Origin of the sequence: Roseovarius tolerans, assembly GCF_900109855.1 — a bacterium.
In the GTDB taxonomy this organism is placed as follows: domain Bacteria; phylum Pseudomonadota; class Alphaproteobacteria; order Rhodobacterales; family Rhodobacteraceae; genus Roseovarius; species Roseovarius tolerans.
The window spans coordinates 46,000-64,171 of the sequence record NZ_FOBO01000017.1; the positions used below are offsets into that span (position 1 = coordinate 46,000).

At 64.7% G+C, this 18,172-nt stretch carries 20 protein-coding genes; 15 read left to right on the forward strand and 5 right to left on the reverse strand.

Features of this window, described 5'->3' with window-relative positions; all coding sequences use genetic code 11:
* The first annotated feature begins 31 nt into the window (after nucleotides 1-31).
* The 8 genes from cyoE (at nucleotide 32) to BMX04_RS15275 (ending at nucleotide 6,567) form a co-directional block, all read left to right on the forward strand.
* Nucleotides 32-988 (forward strand): heme o synthase, encoded by a 957-nt coding sequence (cyoE, locus tag BMX04_RS15245; protein ID WP_074787764.1) that lies wholly within the window; start codon nucleotides 32-34, stop codon nucleotides 986-988.
* Nucleotides 985-1,149, forward strand: a complete 165-nt coding sequence (locus tag BMX04_RS19490) for a hypothetical protein (RefSeq protein WP_175477385.1) — start codon at nucleotides 985-987, stop codon at nucleotides 1,147-1,149. The genes cyoE and BMX04_RS19490 overlap by 4 nt, the downstream gene beginning before the upstream one ends.
* On the forward strand, nucleotides 1,149-1,736 hold the full coding sequence (locus BMX04_RS15250; RefSeq protein ID WP_050664213.1) for a cytochrome c oxidase assembly protein: 588 nt from the start codon (nucleotides 1,149-1,151) through the stop codon (nucleotides 1,734-1,736). The genes BMX04_RS19490 and BMX04_RS15250 overlap by 1 nt, the downstream gene beginning before the upstream one ends.
* 24 nt (nucleotides 1,737-1,760) lie before the next feature.
* On the forward strand, nucleotides 1,761-2,561 hold the full coding sequence (locus tag BMX04_RS15255) for a cytochrome c oxidase subunit 3 (RefSeq protein ID WP_050664214.1): 801 nt from the start codon (nucleotides 1,761-1,763) through the stop codon (nucleotides 2,559-2,561).
* Nucleotides 2,562-2,652: 91 nt separating this feature from the next.
* A complete protein-coding gene (locus tag BMX04_RS15260; RefSeq protein WP_074787765.1) occupies nucleotides 2,653-3,336 on the forward strand; it encodes an SURF1 family protein in 684 nt (227 codons plus the stop codon).
* On the forward strand, nucleotides 3,333-4,721 hold the full coding sequence (gene thrC / locus BMX04_RS15265; RefSeq protein ID WP_074787766.1) for a threonine synthase: 1,389 nt from the start codon (nucleotides 3,333-3,335) through the stop codon (nucleotides 4,719-4,721). Before BMX04_RS15260 ends, thrC begins: the two co-directional genes overlap by 4 nt.
* Nucleotides 4,718-5,980: a M16 family metallopeptidase gene (locus BMX04_RS15270; RefSeq protein ID WP_074787767.1), complete on the forward strand. Its 1,263-nt coding sequence runs from the start codon at nucleotides 4,718-4,720 to the stop codon at nucleotides 5,978-5,980. Before thrC ends, BMX04_RS15270 begins: the two co-directional genes overlap by 4 nt.
* The gene (locus BMX04_RS15275; protein ID WP_074787768.1) at nucleotides 5,980-6,567 is read left to right on the forward strand and encodes a GNAT family N-acetyltransferase; all 588 of its coding nucleotides are present in this window, start codon (nucleotides 5,980-5,982) and stop codon (nucleotides 6,565-6,567) included. The genes BMX04_RS15270 and BMX04_RS15275 overlap by 1 nt, the downstream gene beginning before the upstream one ends.
* A gap of 20 nt (nucleotides 6,568-6,587) precedes the next feature.
* On the opposite strand, the gene BMX04_RS15280 is transcribed toward BMX04_RS15275, so the two are convergent.
* The 3 genes from BMX04_RS15280 to BMX04_RS15290 form a co-directional block, all read right to left on the reverse strand.
* The gene (locus BMX04_RS15280) at nucleotides 6,588-6,938 is read right to left on the reverse strand and encodes a DUF2794 domain-containing protein (RefSeq protein ID WP_074787769.1); all 351 of its coding nucleotides are present in this window, start codon (nucleotides 6,936-6,938) and stop codon (nucleotides 6,588-6,590) included.
* Nucleotides 6,939-6,988: 50 nt separating this feature from the next.
* Nucleotides 6,989-8,620, reverse strand: a complete 1,632-nt coding sequence (locus BMX04_RS15285; protein ID WP_074787770.1) for a Y-family DNA polymerase — start codon at nucleotides 8,618-8,620, stop codon at nucleotides 6,989-6,991.
* Nucleotides 8,621-8,689: 69 nt separating this feature from the next.
* Nucleotides 8,690-8,962, reverse strand: a complete 273-nt coding sequence (locus BMX04_RS15290) for an I78 family peptidase inhibitor (RefSeq protein WP_074787771.1) — start codon at nucleotides 8,960-8,962, stop codon at nucleotides 8,690-8,692.
* Between the two features lie 135 nt (nucleotides 8,963-9,097).
* Here BMX04_RS15290 and BMX04_RS15295 point away from each other — a divergent pair, with 135 nt between their 5' ends.
* From BMX04_RS15295 to BMX04_RS15325, 7 genes are all read left to right on the forward strand, one after another.
* Entirely contained in the window at nucleotides 9,098-10,210 is a 1,113-nt protein-coding gene (locus BMX04_RS15295; RefSeq protein ID WP_074787772.1) for an S-(hydroxymethyl)glutathione dehydrogenase/class III alcohol dehydrogenase, read from the forward strand.
* Between the two features lie 124 nt (nucleotides 10,211-10,334).
* On the forward strand, nucleotides 10,335-10,943 hold the full coding sequence (locus BMX04_RS15300) for a glutathione S-transferase (protein WP_074787773.1): 609 nt from the start codon (nucleotides 10,335-10,337) through the stop codon (nucleotides 10,941-10,943).
* A 179-nt stretch (nucleotides 10,944-11,122) separates the two neighbouring features.
* Nucleotides 11,123-11,683: a ubiquinol-cytochrome c reductase iron-sulfur subunit gene (petA, locus tag BMX04_RS15305; protein ID WP_074787774.1), complete on the forward strand. Its 561-nt coding sequence runs from the start codon at nucleotides 11,123-11,125 to the stop codon at nucleotides 11,681-11,683.
* A 12-nt stretch (nucleotides 11,684-11,695) separates the two neighbouring features.
* Nucleotides 11,696-13,018 carry a cytochrome b gene (gene petB / locus BMX04_RS15310; protein ID WP_074787775.1) on the forward strand — a complete coding sequence of 441 codons (1,323 nt, stop codon included), beginning with the start codon at nucleotides 11,696-11,698 and terminating at the stop codon, nucleotides 13,016-13,018.
* Between the two features lie 10 nt (nucleotides 13,019-13,028).
* The gene (locus tag BMX04_RS15315) at nucleotides 13,029-13,880 is read left to right on the forward strand and encodes a cytochrome c1 (protein ID WP_074787776.1); all 852 of its coding nucleotides are present in this window, start codon (nucleotides 13,029-13,031) and stop codon (nucleotides 13,878-13,880) included.
* A 188-nt stretch (nucleotides 13,881-14,068) separates the two neighbouring features.
* On the forward strand, nucleotides 14,069-15,109 hold the full coding sequence (locus BMX04_RS15320) for a fatty acid desaturase (protein WP_074787777.1): 1,041 nt from the start codon (nucleotides 14,069-14,071) through the stop codon (nucleotides 15,107-15,109).
* A gap of 42 nt (nucleotides 15,110-15,151) precedes the next feature.
* Nucleotides 15,152-15,820: a cupin domain-containing protein gene (locus BMX04_RS15325; RefSeq protein WP_074787778.1), complete on the forward strand. Its 669-nt coding sequence runs from the start codon at nucleotides 15,152-15,154 to the stop codon at nucleotides 15,818-15,820.
* 95 nt (nucleotides 15,821-15,915) lie between these two features.
* Here the strand turns inward: BMX04_RS15325 and BMX04_RS15330 are convergent, their stop codons facing one another.
* Both BMX04_RS15330 and mutY read right to left on the reverse strand, forming a co-directional pair.
* The gene (locus tag BMX04_RS15330) at nucleotides 15,916-17,055 is read right to left on the reverse strand and encodes an alkane 1-monooxygenase (protein WP_074787779.1); all 1,140 of its coding nucleotides are present in this window, start codon (nucleotides 17,053-17,055) and stop codon (nucleotides 15,916-15,918) included.
* Between the two features lie 33 nt (nucleotides 17,056-17,088).
* Nucleotides 17,089-18,150, reverse strand: a complete 1,062-nt coding sequence (gene mutY / locus BMX04_RS15335) for an A/G-specific adenine glycosylase (RefSeq protein WP_074787780.1) — start codon at nucleotides 18,148-18,150, stop codon at nucleotides 17,089-17,091.
* Between the last annotated feature and the right edge of the window lie 22 nt (nucleotides 18,151-18,172).

The following is an 18,172-nucleotide window of genomic DNA, read 5'->3' on the forward strand; positions in this document are numbered from 1 at the left end:
GCGCCGATGCGCCGCCTGACAGGAGACGAAAATGAGCGATGCCAGCGTGAACACAGCCAGCCAAGCCCCCGCCGCGCAGACCGGCGATGCGGGGTTCGGGGATTTCTTCGCGCTCTTGAAGCCGCGGGTGATGACGCTGGTGGTGTTCACCGCGCTGGTCGGGCTGCTGGCCGCCCCCGTGGCGGTGCATCCGGTGGTGGGGCTGGCCGCGATCCTCTTTATCGCGGTGGGTGGCGGTGCTGCTGGCGCGCTCAACATGTGGTGGGAGGCTGACATCGACGCGGTGATGAAGCGCACCGCGAAGCGCCCCATCCCGGCGGGCAAGTTGAGCCGCGACGAGGCGTTCGGGTTCGGCATGACGCTGGCGGTCTTTTCGGTGGTGATGCTGTGGCTGGCCACGAATGCGCTGGCGGCTGGGATCCTCGCCTTCACCATTTTCTTTTACGTGGTGATCTACACCATCGGGCTGAAGCGCTGGACGCCGCAGAATATCGTGATCGGCGGCGCTGCAGGGGCGTTTCCTCCGATGATCGGTTGGGCCGCCGCGACCGGCACGGTGAGCATCGAGTCGGTGCTGATGTTCGCGCTCATTTTCATGTGGACGCCGCCGCATTTCTGGGCGCTCGCGCTGTTCATGCGGGGCGATTACGACACGGCGGGCGTGCCGATGCTGACGGTCACGCATGGCCGCAAGTCGACGCGGTTGCATATCCTCGTCTACACGGTGCTGCTGGCGATCATGGCGACCGGGGCCGCGTTCACTGGAATCGGCGGGCCGGTGTACCTGGGCGTGGCGTTGGTGTTCAACGCGCTGTTCCTGCGCGACGCGGTGGCGATCTGGCGGCGCGACGAGGATCAGGCAGAGGCCGATAATTACCGCGTCGAGAAGCGCGCGTTCCGGCTGTCGCTGTGGTATCTCTTCGCGCATTTCACCGCCATTCTGGCCGAGGCAGCGCTGTCGGGCTTTGGCCTTGGGGGCTGGGCATGAGCTTTCGCGAAGAACATGAGCTGCACAAGCGCCGCTTTGGCCGCAATCTTGGCCTTGGTCTTGTGCTGGCGGGGTTTGTCGCGCTGATCTTTGGCCTGACCGTGGCCAAGGTGACCGATGACGATTTCATGGTGCCGACACAGCAGCAGGAGGGGAAGTGATGGCGCTTGATCCGAAGATCAAGACATTGACCCAGACCGTGGGTGTGGTGGTTTTGATGGGCGGCCTCGCCTGGGCGTCGGTGCCGTTTTATGACTGGTTCTGCCGCGTCACCGGCTTTGGTGGTGTGACCGGCGTGTCAGAGGTGGCGAGCGACGAAATCCTGGATCAGACCATCAAGGTCCGGTTCGATGCCAGCCGCGAGCGCGGCATGCCGTGGGAGTTCAAGCCGGTCGAGCGCGAGATGGAATTGCGCATCGGCGAGACCGGGCTGGCCTTTTACGAGGCCTATAACCCGACCGACCGGGTTGTCGCCGGATCGGCCAGCTACAATGTCGCGCCTTACGATGCGGGCGGCTTTTTCACCAAGATCGACTGTTTCTGCTTTGAAGAGCAGGTGCTGCAACCCGGCGAGCGGGTGCAGATGCCGGTGACGTTCTACGTGGACCCGGCGATTGTCGACGATCGCGAAGGGCAGTATATCCACACGATCACGCTGGGCTATACGTTCCACGAGATCGACCTGCCCGAGACAGACCAGCAGGCGGCGCTTGAGCCTGCCAAGAAAACCGATAAAACCCTGAACTGAGCCTTCGACGAGGGATAAACCAAGATGGCACACGCGAAAAACCACGATTACCACATTCTGCCCCCCTCCATCTGGCCGCTGCTTGGCTCTTTGGCGGGGTTTGTCATGCTCTTCGGGGCGGTTCTGTTTTTCCACGATCACGGGCCCTGGATGCTTTTGGCCGGTCTGGTCGGTGTGCTCTACGTGATGTTTGGCTGGTGGGCCGATGTCGTGCATGAGGGCGAGACCGGCGATCACACCCCGGTGGTGCGGATCGGTCTGCGCTATGGCTTCATCATGTTCATCATGTCCGAGGTGATGTTCTTTGCCGCGTGGTTCTGGAGCTTTTTCAAGCATGCCATGTACCCGATGGGCGAAAATTCCCCGATGGTCGATGCGATCTGGCCGCCGGCGGGGATCGAGACGTTTGATCCGTGGCACCTGCCGCTGATCAACACGCTGATCCTGCTGTGCTCGGGCTGTGCCGCGACCTGGGCGCACCATGCGCTGGTGCATGAGGACAACCGCAACGACATCAAGTGGGGCCTGATCATCGCGATTGCGCTGGGCGCGATCTTTACCGTGTTCCAGGCCTATGAATACAGCCATGCGGCGTTCGGCTTTTCGGGCAATATCTACGGGGCCAACTTCTTTATGGCGACCGGCTTTCACGGCGCGCATGTGGTGATCGGCACGATCTTCCTGTTTGTCTGCCTGATCCGGGTGATGAAGGGCCATTTCACGCCCGAGCAGCATGTCGGTTTCGAGGCGGCGGCGTGGTACTGGCACTTCGTCGACGTGGTCTGGCTGTTCCTGTTCGCCGCGGTCTACGTCTGGGGCGGCTGACGGGACTTCGCGCGTCGCGCGCGAGTATTTTTGGCAAGATGAAGATGCGGGGGGATTTGGCCCTCCCGCATTTTCCTTTTGAGAGGGACCCATGCGAAAGAGTGTTCTGGTGCCGCTGATCTTTGGCATTGCCGGTGTGGCGGTGCTGGTGTCGCTGGGCAAGTGGCAGGTCGAGCGGCTGGCCTGGAAAGAGGGTGTGCTGGCCGAGATCGAGGGCCGGATTTCCGCCGAGCCGGTGCCGCTGCCCGAGGTTGTGGAGCCGGAGGTCGACCGGTATCTGCCGGTTCGGGCGGCGGGTGAGATCGGCGCGCGGGCGCTGCGGGTGCTGGTCAGTCAGAAGCAGGTCGGCGCGGGATACCGGGTGATTTCCGCCTTCGAGACCGAGGGGCGGCGGGTGCTGCTGGATCGCGGCTTCGTCAAGGTGGCGGAAGAGATCCCCGAGACCGGGGGTGTGGTGCGTGTTGTCGGCAACCTGCACTGGCCCGATGACCGGCTGAGTTCGACGCCCGAGAACGATGTGCCGGGCAACATGTGGTTCGCCCGGGACATCGCGCGGATGGCAGAGGTGCTAGAGACCGAGCCGCTGATGATCATCGCGCGCGAGGTGTCGCCGCCGGAACAGGGCGTGACGCCGCTGCCGGTAGACACGAGCGGGATTCCGAACGATCACCTGAGTTACGCGATCACGTGGTTTTCGCTGGCCGCCATATGGGCCGCGATGACCGGGTTTTTCATCTGGCGGATGCGCCAGCCAAGGGAAGGGCAGCAGCGGTGAACTACATCTCGACGAGGGGCCGTGCGCCCAGCTTGTGCTTTGAAGAGGCGATGCTGACCGGGCTGGCGCGCGATGGCGGGCTTTACCTGCCCGAGAGCATCCCGCAGATGAGCGCCGAGGATATCCGCGCGCTGCACGGGGTGAGTTATGAGGAGGCCGCGTTCCGGGTGATGCGGCCGTTCATCGGGGATGCCTTCACCGACGCCGAATTTCGCGGGATCATCGCGCGGGCCTATGAGGGCTTTGGCCACGCGGCGCGGGCACCGTTGAAGCAGCTGGATAGCGGGCATTTCCTGTTGGAGCTGTTCCACGGCCCGACGCTGGCGTTCAAGGATTTCGCCATGCAGCTGATCGGGCAGATGTTCGAATTCTCGCTCAAACGCTCGGGCAATCGGGTGAGCATTGTGGGTGCGACCTCCGGCGATACCGGGTCGGCGGCGATTGAGGCGTTTCGGGGGCTTGATGCGGTGGATGTGTTCATACTCTATCCGCATGGCCGCGTCAGCGAGGTGCAGCGGCGGCAAATGACGACGCCGGGTGAGAGCAATGTACATGCGCTGGCCATCGACGGGCATTTCGACGATGCGCAGGCGCGCGTGAAGGACATGTTCAACGATTTCGAGTTCCGCGACGGGGTGCGGCTGGCCGGGGTGAACAGCATCAACTGGGCGCGGGTGCTGGCGCAGGTGGTGTATTATTTCACCTCTGCGGTGAGCCTTGGTGCGCCCGATCGCAAGGTGTCGTTCACCGTGCCGACGGGCAATTTCGGGGATATCTTTGCGGGCTATATCGCGCGGCGCATGGGGTTGCCCATCGACAAGCTGGTGGTGGCGACCAATCAGAACGATATCCTGCATCGCTGTCTGAGCAGTGGGGAGTATCGGCCCGACGGGGTGATCCCGTCGATCAGCCCGTCGATGGATATTCAGGTGAGTTCCAACTTCGAGCGCGCGCTCTATTATGCCTACGGGCAGGATGGCGGGGCGGTGGCGCAGGTGATGGACGAGTTGAAGGCCGGGGGATTTTCCGTCAGTCAGGGCGCGTTGCAGGCGTTGCGCGAGGCGTTTGAGAGCGGGCGCTGTGACGAGGACGCGACACGTGCCGCGATCCGGCAGACATGGGATCGCACCGGCGAGTTGCTCTGCCCGCATAGCGCGGTGGGCGTGCATGTGGCCGAGGAACATCGCAGCCCCGGCGTGCCGATGATCACGCTGGCCACGGCGCATCCGGCCAAGTTTCCGGCGGCTGTCGAAGAGGCGAGCGGCATTCACCCCCCCTTGCCCGAGCGTATGGCGGACCTGTATGAGCGGGATGAGCGCGTGACGCGCATTGCCAATGACCTTGGCGCTATCGAAACATTGATCAAGGAACGGATCACGCATTGAGTGTAGAACTGACCACGCTGCCGAACGGATTTCGCATCGCGAGCGAGTATATGCCCGGACTGGAATCGGCGGCTATCGGTGTCTGGGTCATGGCGGGCGCACGCCATGAGCGGGCCGAGCAGAACGGCATCGCGCATTTTTTGGAGCATATGGCCTTCAAGGGCACCAAGCGGCGCAGCGCGTTGCAGATCGCCGAGGCGATTGAGGATGTGGGCGGCTATATCAACGCCTATACCAGCCGCGAGGTGACCGCCTATTATGCCCGTGTGCTGAAGGACGATGTGCCGCTGGCGATGGATGTGGTCGCCGATATCCTGCGCAATCCGGTGTTCGATCCGCGCGAGATCGAGGTGGAGCGGGGTGTGATCCTCCAGGAGATCGGGCAGGCGGCGGATACGCCCGACGACATCATCTTTGACTGGTTGCAGGAGCAGGCATACCCTGACCATCCGCTGGGCCGCACCATTCTGGGCGCCGAGGCGCGGGTGCGCGGCTTTGGCAAGCCCGATCTGGAGGGGTTCGTCGATCAGTATTACCGGCCCGGGCAGATGGTGCTGGCGGCGGCGGGTGCTGTGGATCACGACGCGCTGGTGAAGATGGCCGAGGCGACCTATGGCGACATGATCCCGAGCGACACGATCGAGCCGCCTAGGGCGCGGTTCGCGGGCGGCGAGACGCGGCACGTGAAGGATCTGGAGCAGGCGCATTTCGCGCTGGCGTTCGAGAGCCCCGAATACGGGCATCCCGATATCTATACCGCGCAGATCTATGCCTCGGCGCTGGGCGGGTCGATGTCGTCGCGGCTCTTTCAGGAGATCCGCGAGCGGCGGGGTCTGTGCTATACGATCTTCGCGCAGGCCGGGGCCTATGCCGATACCGGCATGCTGACGATCTATGCGGGCACGTCCGAGGATCAGATGGGCGATCTGGCGGGGATCACTGTGGACGAGATGAAGCGTGCGGCCGAAGACATGTCGGATGCCGAGGTCGAGCGGGCGCGGGCGCAGATGAAGGCGGGGCTCTTGATGGGACTGGAGAGCCCGAGCAACCGGGCCGAACGGCTGGCGCGGATGCTGCAGATCTGGGGCCGGGTGCCCGATCTTCCGGAAGTGGTGGAGCGGATCGACGCGGTGACGCTGGCGGATGTGCGGCGTCTGGCCGAGCAGACCGTGACGCGCGCGCCCACGGCGCTGGCGCTCTATGGTCCGGTGTCGAAATCGCCGACCCTCGACAGCCTCAACGCGCGGCGCGCGGCCTGATGTTGCTCTTGCCGCGCCGGAAGCTCAGGATCGAGACCGAGCGTCTGACCCTGCGGCAACCGGCGATGAGCGATTTCCGTGACTGGAGCGGCCTGCGCGCGCAGAGCGCCGATTTCCTGATGCCGTGGGAGCCTGCCTGGGCCGCCGATCATCTGGCGCGCAAGGGGTTTTCCAACCGGGTGTTCTGGGCGCAGCGGTCGATCACCAGCGGCTCGGCGCTGCCGCTGTTTCTGATCCGGCGCGACGATCAGACCCTTCTGGGGGCGATCACGCTGGATCATATCCGGCGCGGCCCGGCGCAGGCGGGCACGCTGGGCTATTGGATCGGGCAGCCGCATGCGCGGCAGGGTTATATGGGCGAGGCGATTGCGGGGGTGGTGCATTACGCCTTTGACCGGCTGGACCTGAGCCGGATCGAGGCGGCCTGCCTGCCGGAGAACCACGCCTCGCGTGGGTTGCTGGAGAAATGCGGCTTCAAATATGAGGGCGTCGCGCAAAGCTATCTGCAGATCAACGGGCGCTGGCGGACCCATGTTCTTTATGCCGCGCTGCGCCCGGACCGGCGCGGGCGCACGGATGTGGGATAGGGGGTTGGCGAGGCGGGTGTTTAGTCGACCGCGCGGATAAGCTTGCGTTCGAGCACGCGCAGCACGGTGCGCAGGTCGTGGCCGCGTTTCAGGATCCGGCCATCCATGCCGATGACGCTGTATTGCCCCTGTTTGTCGCGCAGCTTGGGGCGTTTCTCGACCCGGTAGAGCGGCTGTTCGGCGGTGCGGCGGAAGATCGAGAAGACCGCCACCTCGCGCAGGCAGGAAATGCCGTAATCGCGCCATTCCCCCGCCGCCACCATGCGCCCGTAGAGCGACAGGATCACGCCTAACTCGTCGCGCTGGAATGCCACTTGGTCCTGTGGCTGGGGCTGTGTGCCGGGGAAGGGGCCGAGGGGATGCAGGCTCATACCCTCAGACTTGCGTCAAATTCTGCGCGAATCAAGCGATTTCATATCTCTCACGCAAACCGCCCCTGGCAGAACCATCCGCCTGAGACCTGTCCGCCATGCGCCTGAAAGAGCCAGAGCCGCTCGCCGCGGGTGGTGACGATCTGCCAGTAATCGCGCAGGCCGCTGCGCCAGTCGGGGTCGTCGAACCACCATTCGGGGGCGATGCGTTCGGGGCCGATGGCGGCGGTGACGCGATGTTCGCGCCCGCGCCAGTGGAAGGCGGCGCAGGGGCGGGCGGGCTCCAGCACGCGCAGGGGTTCGGGCCGCCAGATCAGCAGCGGGCGGGGATGTTCGGGCGCGGGCCAGGGGCCGGGGGCGGGCTCGGACCAGGCGGCGGCGAGTGTGGTCGCGGTTTTCTCGGGGATGCGGCTCTCGGCGGGGTGGCGGCGGGTGATCGCATCGAGGCCGATGCGCCCGCCCAGCCGGGTGATGAGGTCATCGAGTGCGGCCTGCGCGCTGTGCCCGGCCTCGGGGTCATGCTCGGGGCTGCGCAGCTGGCGGGGCGCTGTGGGTTCGGTGACCCGCGCCTCGAGCCGCATCACGTCGATGCCGAAGCCCGCGTCGAGCCGGTCAAGCTGGCCCTCCATCAGCGGCAGGATCGTCTCGGGCGCGTGACTGGGGCGGGCGAGGCGCAGTTCGAGCACCTGCAGGCTGCCATCGCTGCGGAACGCCTCGAATCGCAGGTGGCGCGCGCCCTGCCCCTGCTCGCGCAGCCGGACGCAGAGCCGGTCGGTCAGTCGCGCGAGCCCGGCGCGGATATCCTCGGTCAGGCCGATCGGGTCGGGCAGGCTCAGCCTGGTGGCGAAATGCGGTGGCGGGGCGGTGGGCGAGAGCGGTTCGGGCACCAGCCCGAGCGCCTGATCGAGCCGCTGCATGAGATGCGGGCCGAAGCGCCGCCCCAGCCCGGCGCGGGGCTGGCCGATCAAGTCGCCGATCCGGCGCAACCCGAGGCGGCCGAGATCGTGCAGCGTTGCCTCGGGCAGGCGCAGGGCCGCGATGGGCAGGGGGGCGAGGGCGGCGTGCATCTGTCCCGGCGGGGCGATCTGCGCGGTGCCGGTTGATTGGGGCCGGGCGCGGGCCCAATGCGGTCGCTTGGCGGCGCGGGAACGGGTGGCGCGGGCCTCCTGCTGGATGGCGTCGCCGGAGCGGCCCGGTGCGGTGCCCTGCCCGGCAAAGCGCGCCAGTGCCCAGGCCGCGCCGAGCGTGTCGGCGAGCCCGCAGCGGGTGGTCAGGCCGAGTGCCCTGGCCTCGTCTGTCAGGCTGTCGATCAATGCCGCCTCGCCGCTGAAGAGATGGGCGCAGCCGGTGATATCGAGGCGCAGCCCGTCGGTGCCGTCCACGCCCACGAGCGGCGAGAAGCGATCCGCCCAACGGGCGAGCGCGCGCAGGAAGGCGGCCTCGGCGGCGCGGTGCTGGGTTTGGGTCGCCAGCTCGGGGCAGAGCGCCATCGCCTCTCGCAGGGGCTGGCCTTGGGTGAGCCCGGCCGCCTCGGCCTCGGGGGAGAGGGAGGAGAGCACCTGCCGCTGGCCGTCATCGGCGACCACGGCAAAGGGTCGCGCACCCGCATCGCCCCGGCGGCGCAGGAGACGTTCGGCCCCGAGCCGGGGAAACCAGACAGAGAGAATGCGGCGGGCAGGCATGGCAGTACTTGTTCATGATTTGTTCTAAATTAGGGCTGTAGGTATGCAGAGTCGAGTCCTGCTCCGATGTCAGCCGCACCAGAGGCGCTGGATCGTGCCGGTGCCGTCGAGATCCACGTTCAGGCGGTCGGGGCGGTGGTCCATTGTCCTCATCGCGCCGGGCGGCAGGATACGGGTGGACGCGGTGATCGCCTCGGTGTCGAGCGCGGATCGCGGCTGGCCGACAAGGTGCTGGAGCGCCTCTGCGCCGCAGTTTTCGGCCCTGTCGGGCGGTGGGGACTCGGCGGGTCTACAGGCGGCGAGCGCGATCGTTGCGACCATAAAGACAACATCATGACGCATATCCAGCCCCTCCGATCTGGCCTCTGTCCGAGACAAAGGCATTCGTCGGCGGCGCGCAAGCAGGTGTCGCACATTGTGTTGAAACCTTGCGGCATTTCGCCCAAAATCAGGAAAAATCAAACGAGAGGACAGATCATGCGCACACGTGCTGCCGTGGCCGTTGAGGCCGGGAAACCGTTGGAGATCATGGAGGTTGAGCTGGACGGCCCGAAGGCGGGTGAGGTTCTGGTGGAGATCAAGGCGACGGGGCTGTGTCATACCGACGAGTTCACCCGCTCGGGCGACGACCCTGAGGGGATTTTCCCGGCCATTCTGGGCCATGAGGGGGCCGGTGTCGTCATTGAGGTCGGCGAGGGGGTGACGAGCCTCGAAGTGGGTGATCACGTGATCCCGCTCTATACGCCCGAATGCCGCGAATGCGACTATTGCCTGCATCCCAAGACCAACCTCTGCCAGGCGATCCGCTCGACGCAAGGGCAGGGCCTGTTGCCCGATGGCACGACGCGGTTCCGGATGCTGGATGGCACGCCGATCCATCATTACATGGGCTGCTCGACCTTCGCCAATCACACCGTGGTGCCGGAGATTGCGCTGGCGAAAGTGCGCAAGGACGCGCCCTTCGACAAGATCTGCTATATCGGCTGTGGTGTGACCACCGGCATCGGCGCGGTGATCAACACCGCCAAGGTGGAGCTGGGCTCGACCGCGATCGTATTCGGGCTGGGTGGCATCGGGCTCAACGTCATTCAGGGGCTACGGCTGGCGGGGGCGGATCAGATCGTGGGCGTCGATCTCAACCCCGGCAAGGTCGAGATGGCGACGCATTTCGGAATGACCGACTTCGTCAACCCCAAGGAGGTGGAGGGTGATCTGGTGGCGCATCTGGTCGAATTGACCGGCGGCGGCGCGGATTACACGTTTGATGCCACCGGCAATGTCGGCGTGATGCGCGCGGCCTTGGAATCTGCGCATAAGGGCTGGGGTGAGAGCATCATCATCGGCGTGGCACCGGCGGGGGCCGAGATTTCCACTCGGCCGTTCCAGCTGGTGACCGGGCGCAGCTGGCGCGGCACGGCGTTTGGCGGCGCGCGCGGGCGCACCGATGTGCCGAAGATTGTCGATTGGTACATGCAGGGCAAGATCGAGATCGACCCGATGATCACCCATAAATTGAGCCTCGACCAGATCAACGAGGGGTTCGAGCTGATGCACAAGGGCGAGTCGATCCGCGCCGTGGTGGAGTTTTGAGGTGACGCCGGAGGGGGCCGCGCGCGCGGCCCCCGGGATGCCTGTCGTGAGGCCGATCCCGCTTTACACTCGGGTTGCCGCCCCCTAGCGTCCGGCCTGTGCCCCCATTCACAGGACCCGAGCCATGCAACTCATCGCCTCTCCGCTTTCTCCGTTCGTGCGCAAGGTGCGCGTCCTGCTGCTTGAGACCGGGCTGGAGGATCAGGTCACGGTGGTGAATCTCGCCACCACGCCGCTGGAGACCGACCCGAACGCCGCCTCGGCCAATCCGCTGGGCAAAATCCCGGCGCTGGTGCGCGAGGGCGGGGCCACGCTCTATGACAGCCGGGTGATCACCCGCTATCTCGATGATCTGGCGGGGGGCGGGCTTTATCCGCAGGCGCGGCTGTGGGAGGTGCTGACACTGGAGGCCACCGCCGAGGGGATCATGGAGGCCGCGCTGGCCATGACCTACGAGGCGCGGTTTCGCCCCGAAGAGATGCAATATGGCCCTTGGGTCGAGGCGCAATGGGCCAAGGCCGCCCGGGCGCTCGACGCGGTCGAGGCGCGCTGGATGAGCCATCTGGCCGGGCCTTTGGACATGAGCCATATCGCGATGGGCTGCGCATTGGGTTATCTCGATTTTCGCCATGAGGCGCGGGGCTGGCGCGCGGGGCGACCGGCGCTGGAGACATGGTATGCCGGGTTTTCCGCCCGTGAGAGCATGGCGCTGACCGCGCCGGAGGCCGCGTGAGCGCAATCTGGCGGGAAAACAAGCGCGACAGATGCGCGCTCTGACCGCATCTTGGGGCAATGGAGGCTGGACGGGTGTGCAAACCCCCGCTAAATAGCCGGGCAGAGTGGTCGCGGGAATCCTGTGGCCCGAACACCGTATGAGGCCGCAAGCGGCTCTGATATAATGGAGTAAACCTCGTGTCCCACGCAGAAGATCACGAAGGCACCCGGAGGGATTTCCTCTACTACGCCACCGCAGGCGCAGGTGCCGTCACCGCAGGGGCGGCCGTCTGGCCGCTGGTCAATCAGATGAACCCGTCGGCGGATGTGCAGGCCCTGTCCTCGATCCGCGTCGATGTGGCCGGGGTCAATCCGGGCTCGCAGATCAGCGTCAAGTTCCTCGGCAAGCCGGTCTTCATCCGTCGCCGCACCGAAAAAGAGATCGAGGCTGCGCGCGCGGTCGAACTGTCGGCCCTGCCCGATCAGAATGCGCAGAATCGCAACAATATGTCGCTGGACGCTGCCGACCAGAACCGCACATTGGACGAGGCGGGCGAATGGCTGGTGATGATCGGCGTCTGCACCCACCTGGGCTGCGTGCCTATCGGGGACGGTGCCGGTGACTTCGGCGGCTGGTTCTGCCCTTGCCACGGCTCTCACTACGACACGGCGGGACGCATCCGCAAAGGCCCCGCGCCCGAGAACCTCTGGATTCCCGTGGCCGAATTCGTCGACGATACGACGATCCAACTGGGATAAGGAAACGCGCATATGTCCGGAATTCCACACGATCATTACGAGCCCAAGACCGGCGGCGAAAAGTGGCTTCACTCGCGCCTGCCCATCGTCGGGCTGCTCTATGACACCATCATGATCCCGACCCCCAAGAACCTCAACTGGATGTGGATCTGGGGGATCGTCCTGACCTTCTGCCTCGTGTTGCAGATCGTCACTGGCATCATCCTCGCGATGCATTACACGCCGCATGTCGACATGGCCTTCGCCTCGGTCGAGCATATCATGCGCAACGTGAATGGCGGGCATTTCATCCGCTACCTGCACATGAACGGTGCCTCATTGTTCTTTGTCGCCGTCTATCTGCATATCTTCCGCGGTCTCTATTACGGGTCGTATAAGGCCCCGCGCGAAGTCACGTGGATCATCGGCATGCTGATCTATCTCGCCATGATGGGCACGGCGTTCATGGGCTATGTTCTGCCCTGGGGGCAGATGTCGTTCTGGGGGGCCACGGTGATCACCGGCCTGTTCGGCGCGATCCCGTTCGTCGGTGATGCGATCCAGACATGGCTTCTGGGTGGACCGGCGGTGGACAATGCCACGCTCAACCGCTTCTTCTCGTTGCACTACCTGCTGCCCTTCGTCATCGCGGCGCTGGTGGCGCTGCATATCTGGGCCTTCCACACCACCGGCAACAACAACCCCACCGGGGTTGATGTGCGCCGCACGTCGAAGGCCGAGGCCGAGAAGGACACCGTGCCGTTCTGGCCCTATTTCGTGATCAAGGACCTGTTTGCGCTTGGCGTGATCATGGTCGTCTTCTTCGCGATCGTCGGCTTCATGCCCAACTACCTCGGGCACCCCGACAACTATATCGAGGCCGACGCACTGGTGACGCCCGCGCACATCGTGCCGGAATGGTACTTCCTGCCGTTCTACGCGATTCTGCGCGCGTTTACCTCGGACGTGTGGGTGGTGATGTTCGCAAGCTGGATTACCGGCGGGATCATCGACGCCAAGTTCTTCGGCGTGTTGGCGATGTTCGGCGCGATTGCGGTGATGGCGCTGGCGCCGTGGCTCGATACCTCTTCGGTGCGCTCGGGCCGCTATCGTCCGATGTTCAAGTGGTGGTTCTGGCTGCTCTGCATCGACTTCGTGGTCCTGATGTGGGTCGGCGCGATGCCGGCAGAACCGCCCTATTCGACGATATCGCTGATCGCGTCTGCCTATTGGTTCGCCTACTTCCTGGTGATCCTGCCGCTTCTGGGCGTGATCGAGAAACCCGAGGCCGCGCCTGCCACCATCGAAGAGGACTTCGATGCGCATTATGGCAAGGCCGAAACGCCTGCCGAATAAGAAAGGACGGATGACAATGTTCAAGAAAACAGGCATTGCGGCCCTCGTGGCGCTGTCCCTTTCAGCCGGTGGCGCGTTGGCCGCCGGGGGAGAAGCGCATATCGAGAATGTCGACTTTTCCTTCGAGGGGCCGTTCGGCAAGTTCGACCAGAACCAGCTTCAGCGGGGCCTCAAGGTCTATACGCAGGTCTGTTCGGCCTGCCATGGGCTGCAATACGTGCCGCTGCGCACGCTCTCGGATGAGGGCGGGCCGCACCTGCCCGACGATCAGATGCGCGCCTATGCCGGGCAGTTCGAGGTCTATGACGAGGAGATCGATGATTTCCGGGCGGCCAAGCCGGTGGATCATTTCCCGATGTCGCAGCTGGAAAACGCGCCTGACCTGTCGCTGATGGCGAAAAAGCGGGCCGGGTTCCACGGGCCCTACGGCACCGGTCTGGCGCAGCTCTTCAAGGGCATGGGCGGGGCGGAATACATCTACTCGCTGATGGTTGGCTATGAAGAGCCGCCGGAATGTGCGCCGGAGGATTTCGAGGGCAGCTATAATGCCGCCTTCACCGCCGGTGGCTATCCGGACGAGTGCAAGGACGAGCATGGTCATCCGACCGTGCCCGGCAGCTGGATTGCGATGGCGCAGCCGCTCTGGGGTGACGATGTCGAATATGACGACGGCACCGAGGCGACGCTGGAGCAACAGTCCGAGGATGTGGCGGCGTTCCTGATGTGGACGGCGGAGCCCAAGATGATGGCGCGCAAGCATGCGGGTCTGTCCGGGGTGATCTTCCTGACCGTTCTGTCGGTGCTGCTCTATCTCACCAACAAGCGGATCTGGGCGCCGATCAAGGGCAAGAAGACCAGCTGACCGGTCTGGCCCCCCAAGCAAGGCAAGATTCAAAGCCCCGCAGGTTTGGCCTGCGGGGCTTTTGCGTGGCGTGAGCGGCGAAAATGTCCCGGCGTGGTCAAATAGCGCAGGGCTGGGATCAACGCAGCGTTTGCAAACGCCCGCCAATCCTCTATTCAGTTCGCCATCGAGACAAAAAAAGCAGGCACATGCCCGATCATTCCAATCCCGTCCTGCCGCAGCCCGAAATTCGGGCTGGCAGGGAGTGGGCGCAGCTCCTCGCGAAATACCGTGAGCCGAGTTCGCCGCGCGCCGCCTTCGAGCTGGCCGTCACCCTTGGGCCGTTCCTGGCCTTGTGGGGGCTGGCCTGGTGGGCGCTGTCGGTCAGCTATGCGCTGACCCTTGTGCTGGCGATCTGCGCAGCGCCATTCCTGTTGCGTCTTTTCGCGATCCAGCATGATTGCGGGCATGGGGCATTCTTCAGGAGCCGGACGCTCAACGACTGGTTGGGGCGTGCGCTGGGTGTGGTGACGTTGACGCCCTATGACGTCTGGCGGCATTCGCATTCGATCCATCACAGTTCCTCGGGCAATCTGGGGCGGCGCGGGATCGGCGATATTCAGACCCTGACGGTGGCGGAATATGCAGCCCTCACGCCGTTCCAGCGGCTGAAATACCGGCTCTACCGCAACCCGGTGGTGCTGTTCGGGCTGGGGCCGGGCTACATCTTCCTGCTGGAGAACCGGCTGCCGCTCGGCTTCATGGGTCGCGCGCGCTATTGGGTCAGCGCGATGGCCACCAATGCCGTGCTTCTGGTGGTGCTGGCGCTGGTGGGCTGGTTCGGAGGGGTGATGCCGATCCTGCTGATCTTCCTGCCCTCGACGGTGCTGGCAGCGACGGCTGGGATGTGGCTGTTCTACGTGCAGCACCAGTTCGAGACCACCCATTGGGAGGCCGAGGAAAACTGGCAATTGCACGATGCGGCACTTGAGGGCAGTTCGCATTACGTGATGCCCGGCTGGATGCAATGGCTGAGTGCCAATATCGGCATTCACCATGTCCATCATGTCAACAGCCGGATCCCGTTCTACCGCCTGCCCGAGGTGCTGCGCGATCACGTCCACCTCGCGGAGATCAACCGGATGACCATCCGCGAGAGCCTTGCGAATGCGCGGCTGCATCTGTGGGATGAAAAGGCGCGGCGGCTGTTGTCGTTCGCCGAGGCACGGGCGGCGATGGACGCTGCTTGAATTCGCGGGGCTGGCGCTCATTTCCGGTTCAGGAGGACTAACATGCGCCTGAATGCCGATTTCTCACAGCGGGTCGTGATCCGGCCCGAAGATTACGACTGGGTCCAATCGCCGGCCGGCGGGGTGGAGCGGATGATGCTCGACCGGATTGGCGACGAGGTGGCGCGCGCCACGACCATCGTGCGGTTCGCGCCTGTTTCTTGGTTCGATGCGCACACCCATGGTGGGGGTGAGGAATATTTCGTGCTCGACGGGGTGTTCTCGGACGAATCGGGGGACTATCCGGCGGGCACCTATGTGCGCAATCCCATCGGCACCCGGCACAAGCCGCACACGCGCGAGGGCTGCACCATCCTGGTGAAGCTGCATCAGTTCGACCCGTCGGATACCGAACAGTTCCATATCGACACGAACGAGGCCGCGTTCCGGCCCGGGCAGGTCGAGGGGCTGAGCGTGCTGCCGCTGCATGCGGCGGTGAACGAGGCCGTGGCGCTGGTGCGTTGGGCCCCCGGCACGCGGTTCAACGCGCATCGCCATTGGGGTGGGGAAGAGATTTTCGTGCTGGAGGGGACGTTTCAGGATGAGCATGGCGATTATCCCGCGGGGACGTGGCTGCGCAGCCCGCATCTGTCCGAGCATACGCCGTTTTCCGATGAGGGCTGTCTGATTTACGTGAAGACCGGGCATTTGCTGGATCAGGTGGCGGCCTGACGGGGCTGGGCTGCGGCGGAATTTTGAAAAAATTCCGGTCAAGAAAGTTTTAAACTTTCTTGCCTTGGTCCTGACGCGTGACGGCGTCACGCTGCCTAGCGCGGCACCGGGTTCTGCGCCCGGTTATAGTGCCGCCAGTCGGTGATCTCGGGGTAATACATCTGCCGCCAGCGGCGCACGCGCGGGTTCATCACCCGCCGCCAGACGGGCGGCACCATCGCCGCCATGGTCATCAGCGGATAGCCATAGGGCAATTGCGGGGCGTCCGCCTCGGTATAGTTCTGCAAAAGAGGAAAGCGGCGGTCGGGCTTGTAGTGGTGGTCGGAATGGCGCTGCAGGTTGATCAGCAGCCAGTTCGATGCCTTGTGCGCGGCGTTCCAGCTATGGCGGGGTTGCACATGCTCGTACTTGCCATTGCCCAGATGTTTGCGGGTCAGGCCGTAATGCTCGATGTAGTTGACCAGTTCCAGCTGCCAGATGGCGACGAAGGCCTGCCAGACAAAGAGCGCAAGGCCGATCCAGCCGCCGACCAGAACCGCCAGCAAGGCCATGATCCCCTGCAGGACCCAATAGCGGAAGAACGGGTTTCTCGGATCGTGCCAGGGCTGTCCCTTGCGCGCGAGCATGTCGCGCTCGGCGCGGAAGGCGGAGAGGAAGCTGCCCCGGAGCACGCGCGGAAAGAAGCGGTGGAACCCCTCGTTATAGCGCGCCGTCACCGGATCGCGCGGGGTGCCGACATGGCGGTGATGCACCTGCAGATGTTCCGAGCGGAAATGCGAATAGAGCACCATGGCCAACAGGAGATCGCCCAGAAACCGCTCGCCCCGGTCCTTTTGGTGCATCAGTTCGTGGCTGTAGTTGATCCCGACGGTGCCGGTGATCACCCCGACGCCGAAAAACAGCACGATGGTTTCCAGCGCTGAGAGATGCGCGTCGCCGGGCCCGGTGACATACCAGATCATCCAGAAGAGCAGGCCGAACTGCAGCGGGGCCCAAATGAGCGTGATCGCCTTGTACCAGGTCAGCTGATCCTCGCGCGTCTCAAGATCGGCGTTCTCGGTGTAGAGGCCGAGGAACGCGTCGAGGATGGAAAAGAAGTACCACGTCATCACGGGCAGCAGGATCACCGTCCAGCCGCCGTGAAGCGCGCCGAGGATGGCGACAGGTATGAGCAGCAGCGACATCCAGAACGGCATGGCCCGGCTGAGCCTGGCGACCTGCGGGGCGGGGATCATCACACACTCCTCTATTCGGCTAGACCGATTGGTTCAGATTGTATCCGCAAGTGCGCCCTGCGCAAGATCGAATACCTTGCGCATCACGGTGGGCAGATGCGCGGAGCGGAAGCTGTGAGCCGCGTGGAATGCGCCGCGCTCCGGCGGGGTGTCGTGCGGGACCTCGGCCACGAGAATCCTCAGTCGCAGGTGAAAATGGGTGAAGGTGTGGCGCGCCGCGGCGTCGATCATGTGCCAATCGGCGCTCAGGGGCGGTGCGGGGTCCGGCGCGTCGTTCCAGTCGCTGCCGGGCCAGCCCAGCATGCCGCCCAAAAGGCCGCTGTCGGGGCGTTCCTCCAGCAGCCACGCGCCATCGCTGCGGCGCGCGACATAGGCGTAGCCCAGCCGGGTCGGTTTGGGCTTTTTCGGGGTCTTGCGGGGCAGGTCCGCCGCCGTGCCCGCGCGGCGCGCGGCGCAGGCCTCCATCCACGGGCAAATGCCGCAGGCGGGCGATTTCGGCGTGCAGATCGTGGCACCGAGATCCATCACCGCCTGCGCGTAATCTCCGGGCCGGGTCTCGGGTGTCAGATGCGCTGCCGCCTCGGTCAGGTCCGGTTTGGCCTTGGGTAGGGGGGTGTGGATGTCGTGCAGTCGGGCCATCACCCGCTCGACATTGCCATCGACCACCACCTCCACCCGGTCAAAGGCGATGGCGGCGATCGCTGCCGCCGTGTAGGGGCCGATGCCCGGCAGGGCCATCAGCCCGGCGCGCGTGTCGGGAAAGGTGCCGCCGTGGTCCTCTGCCACCACCCGCGCGCATTTCAGCAGGTTGCGGGCACGGGCGTAATATCCAAGCCCGGCCCATTCGCCCATCACCTGCGCATCCGGGGCCGCCGCCAGATCACCCACGGTGGGCCAGAGCGTGGTGAACCGCTCGAAATACGCCTTCACGGCGGCAACCGTGGTCTGTTGCAGCATGACCTCGCTCAGCCAGACGCGATAGGGATCGGGATGCACGCCTGCCGCCCGGTCGGCGGGCGAGACTCTCCATGGCAGGGCGCGGGCATGGGCGTCATACCAGCGCAGCAGGTCATGCGGATCGGCGGCATAACGCATAGTTTATTACCCATCTCTCAAT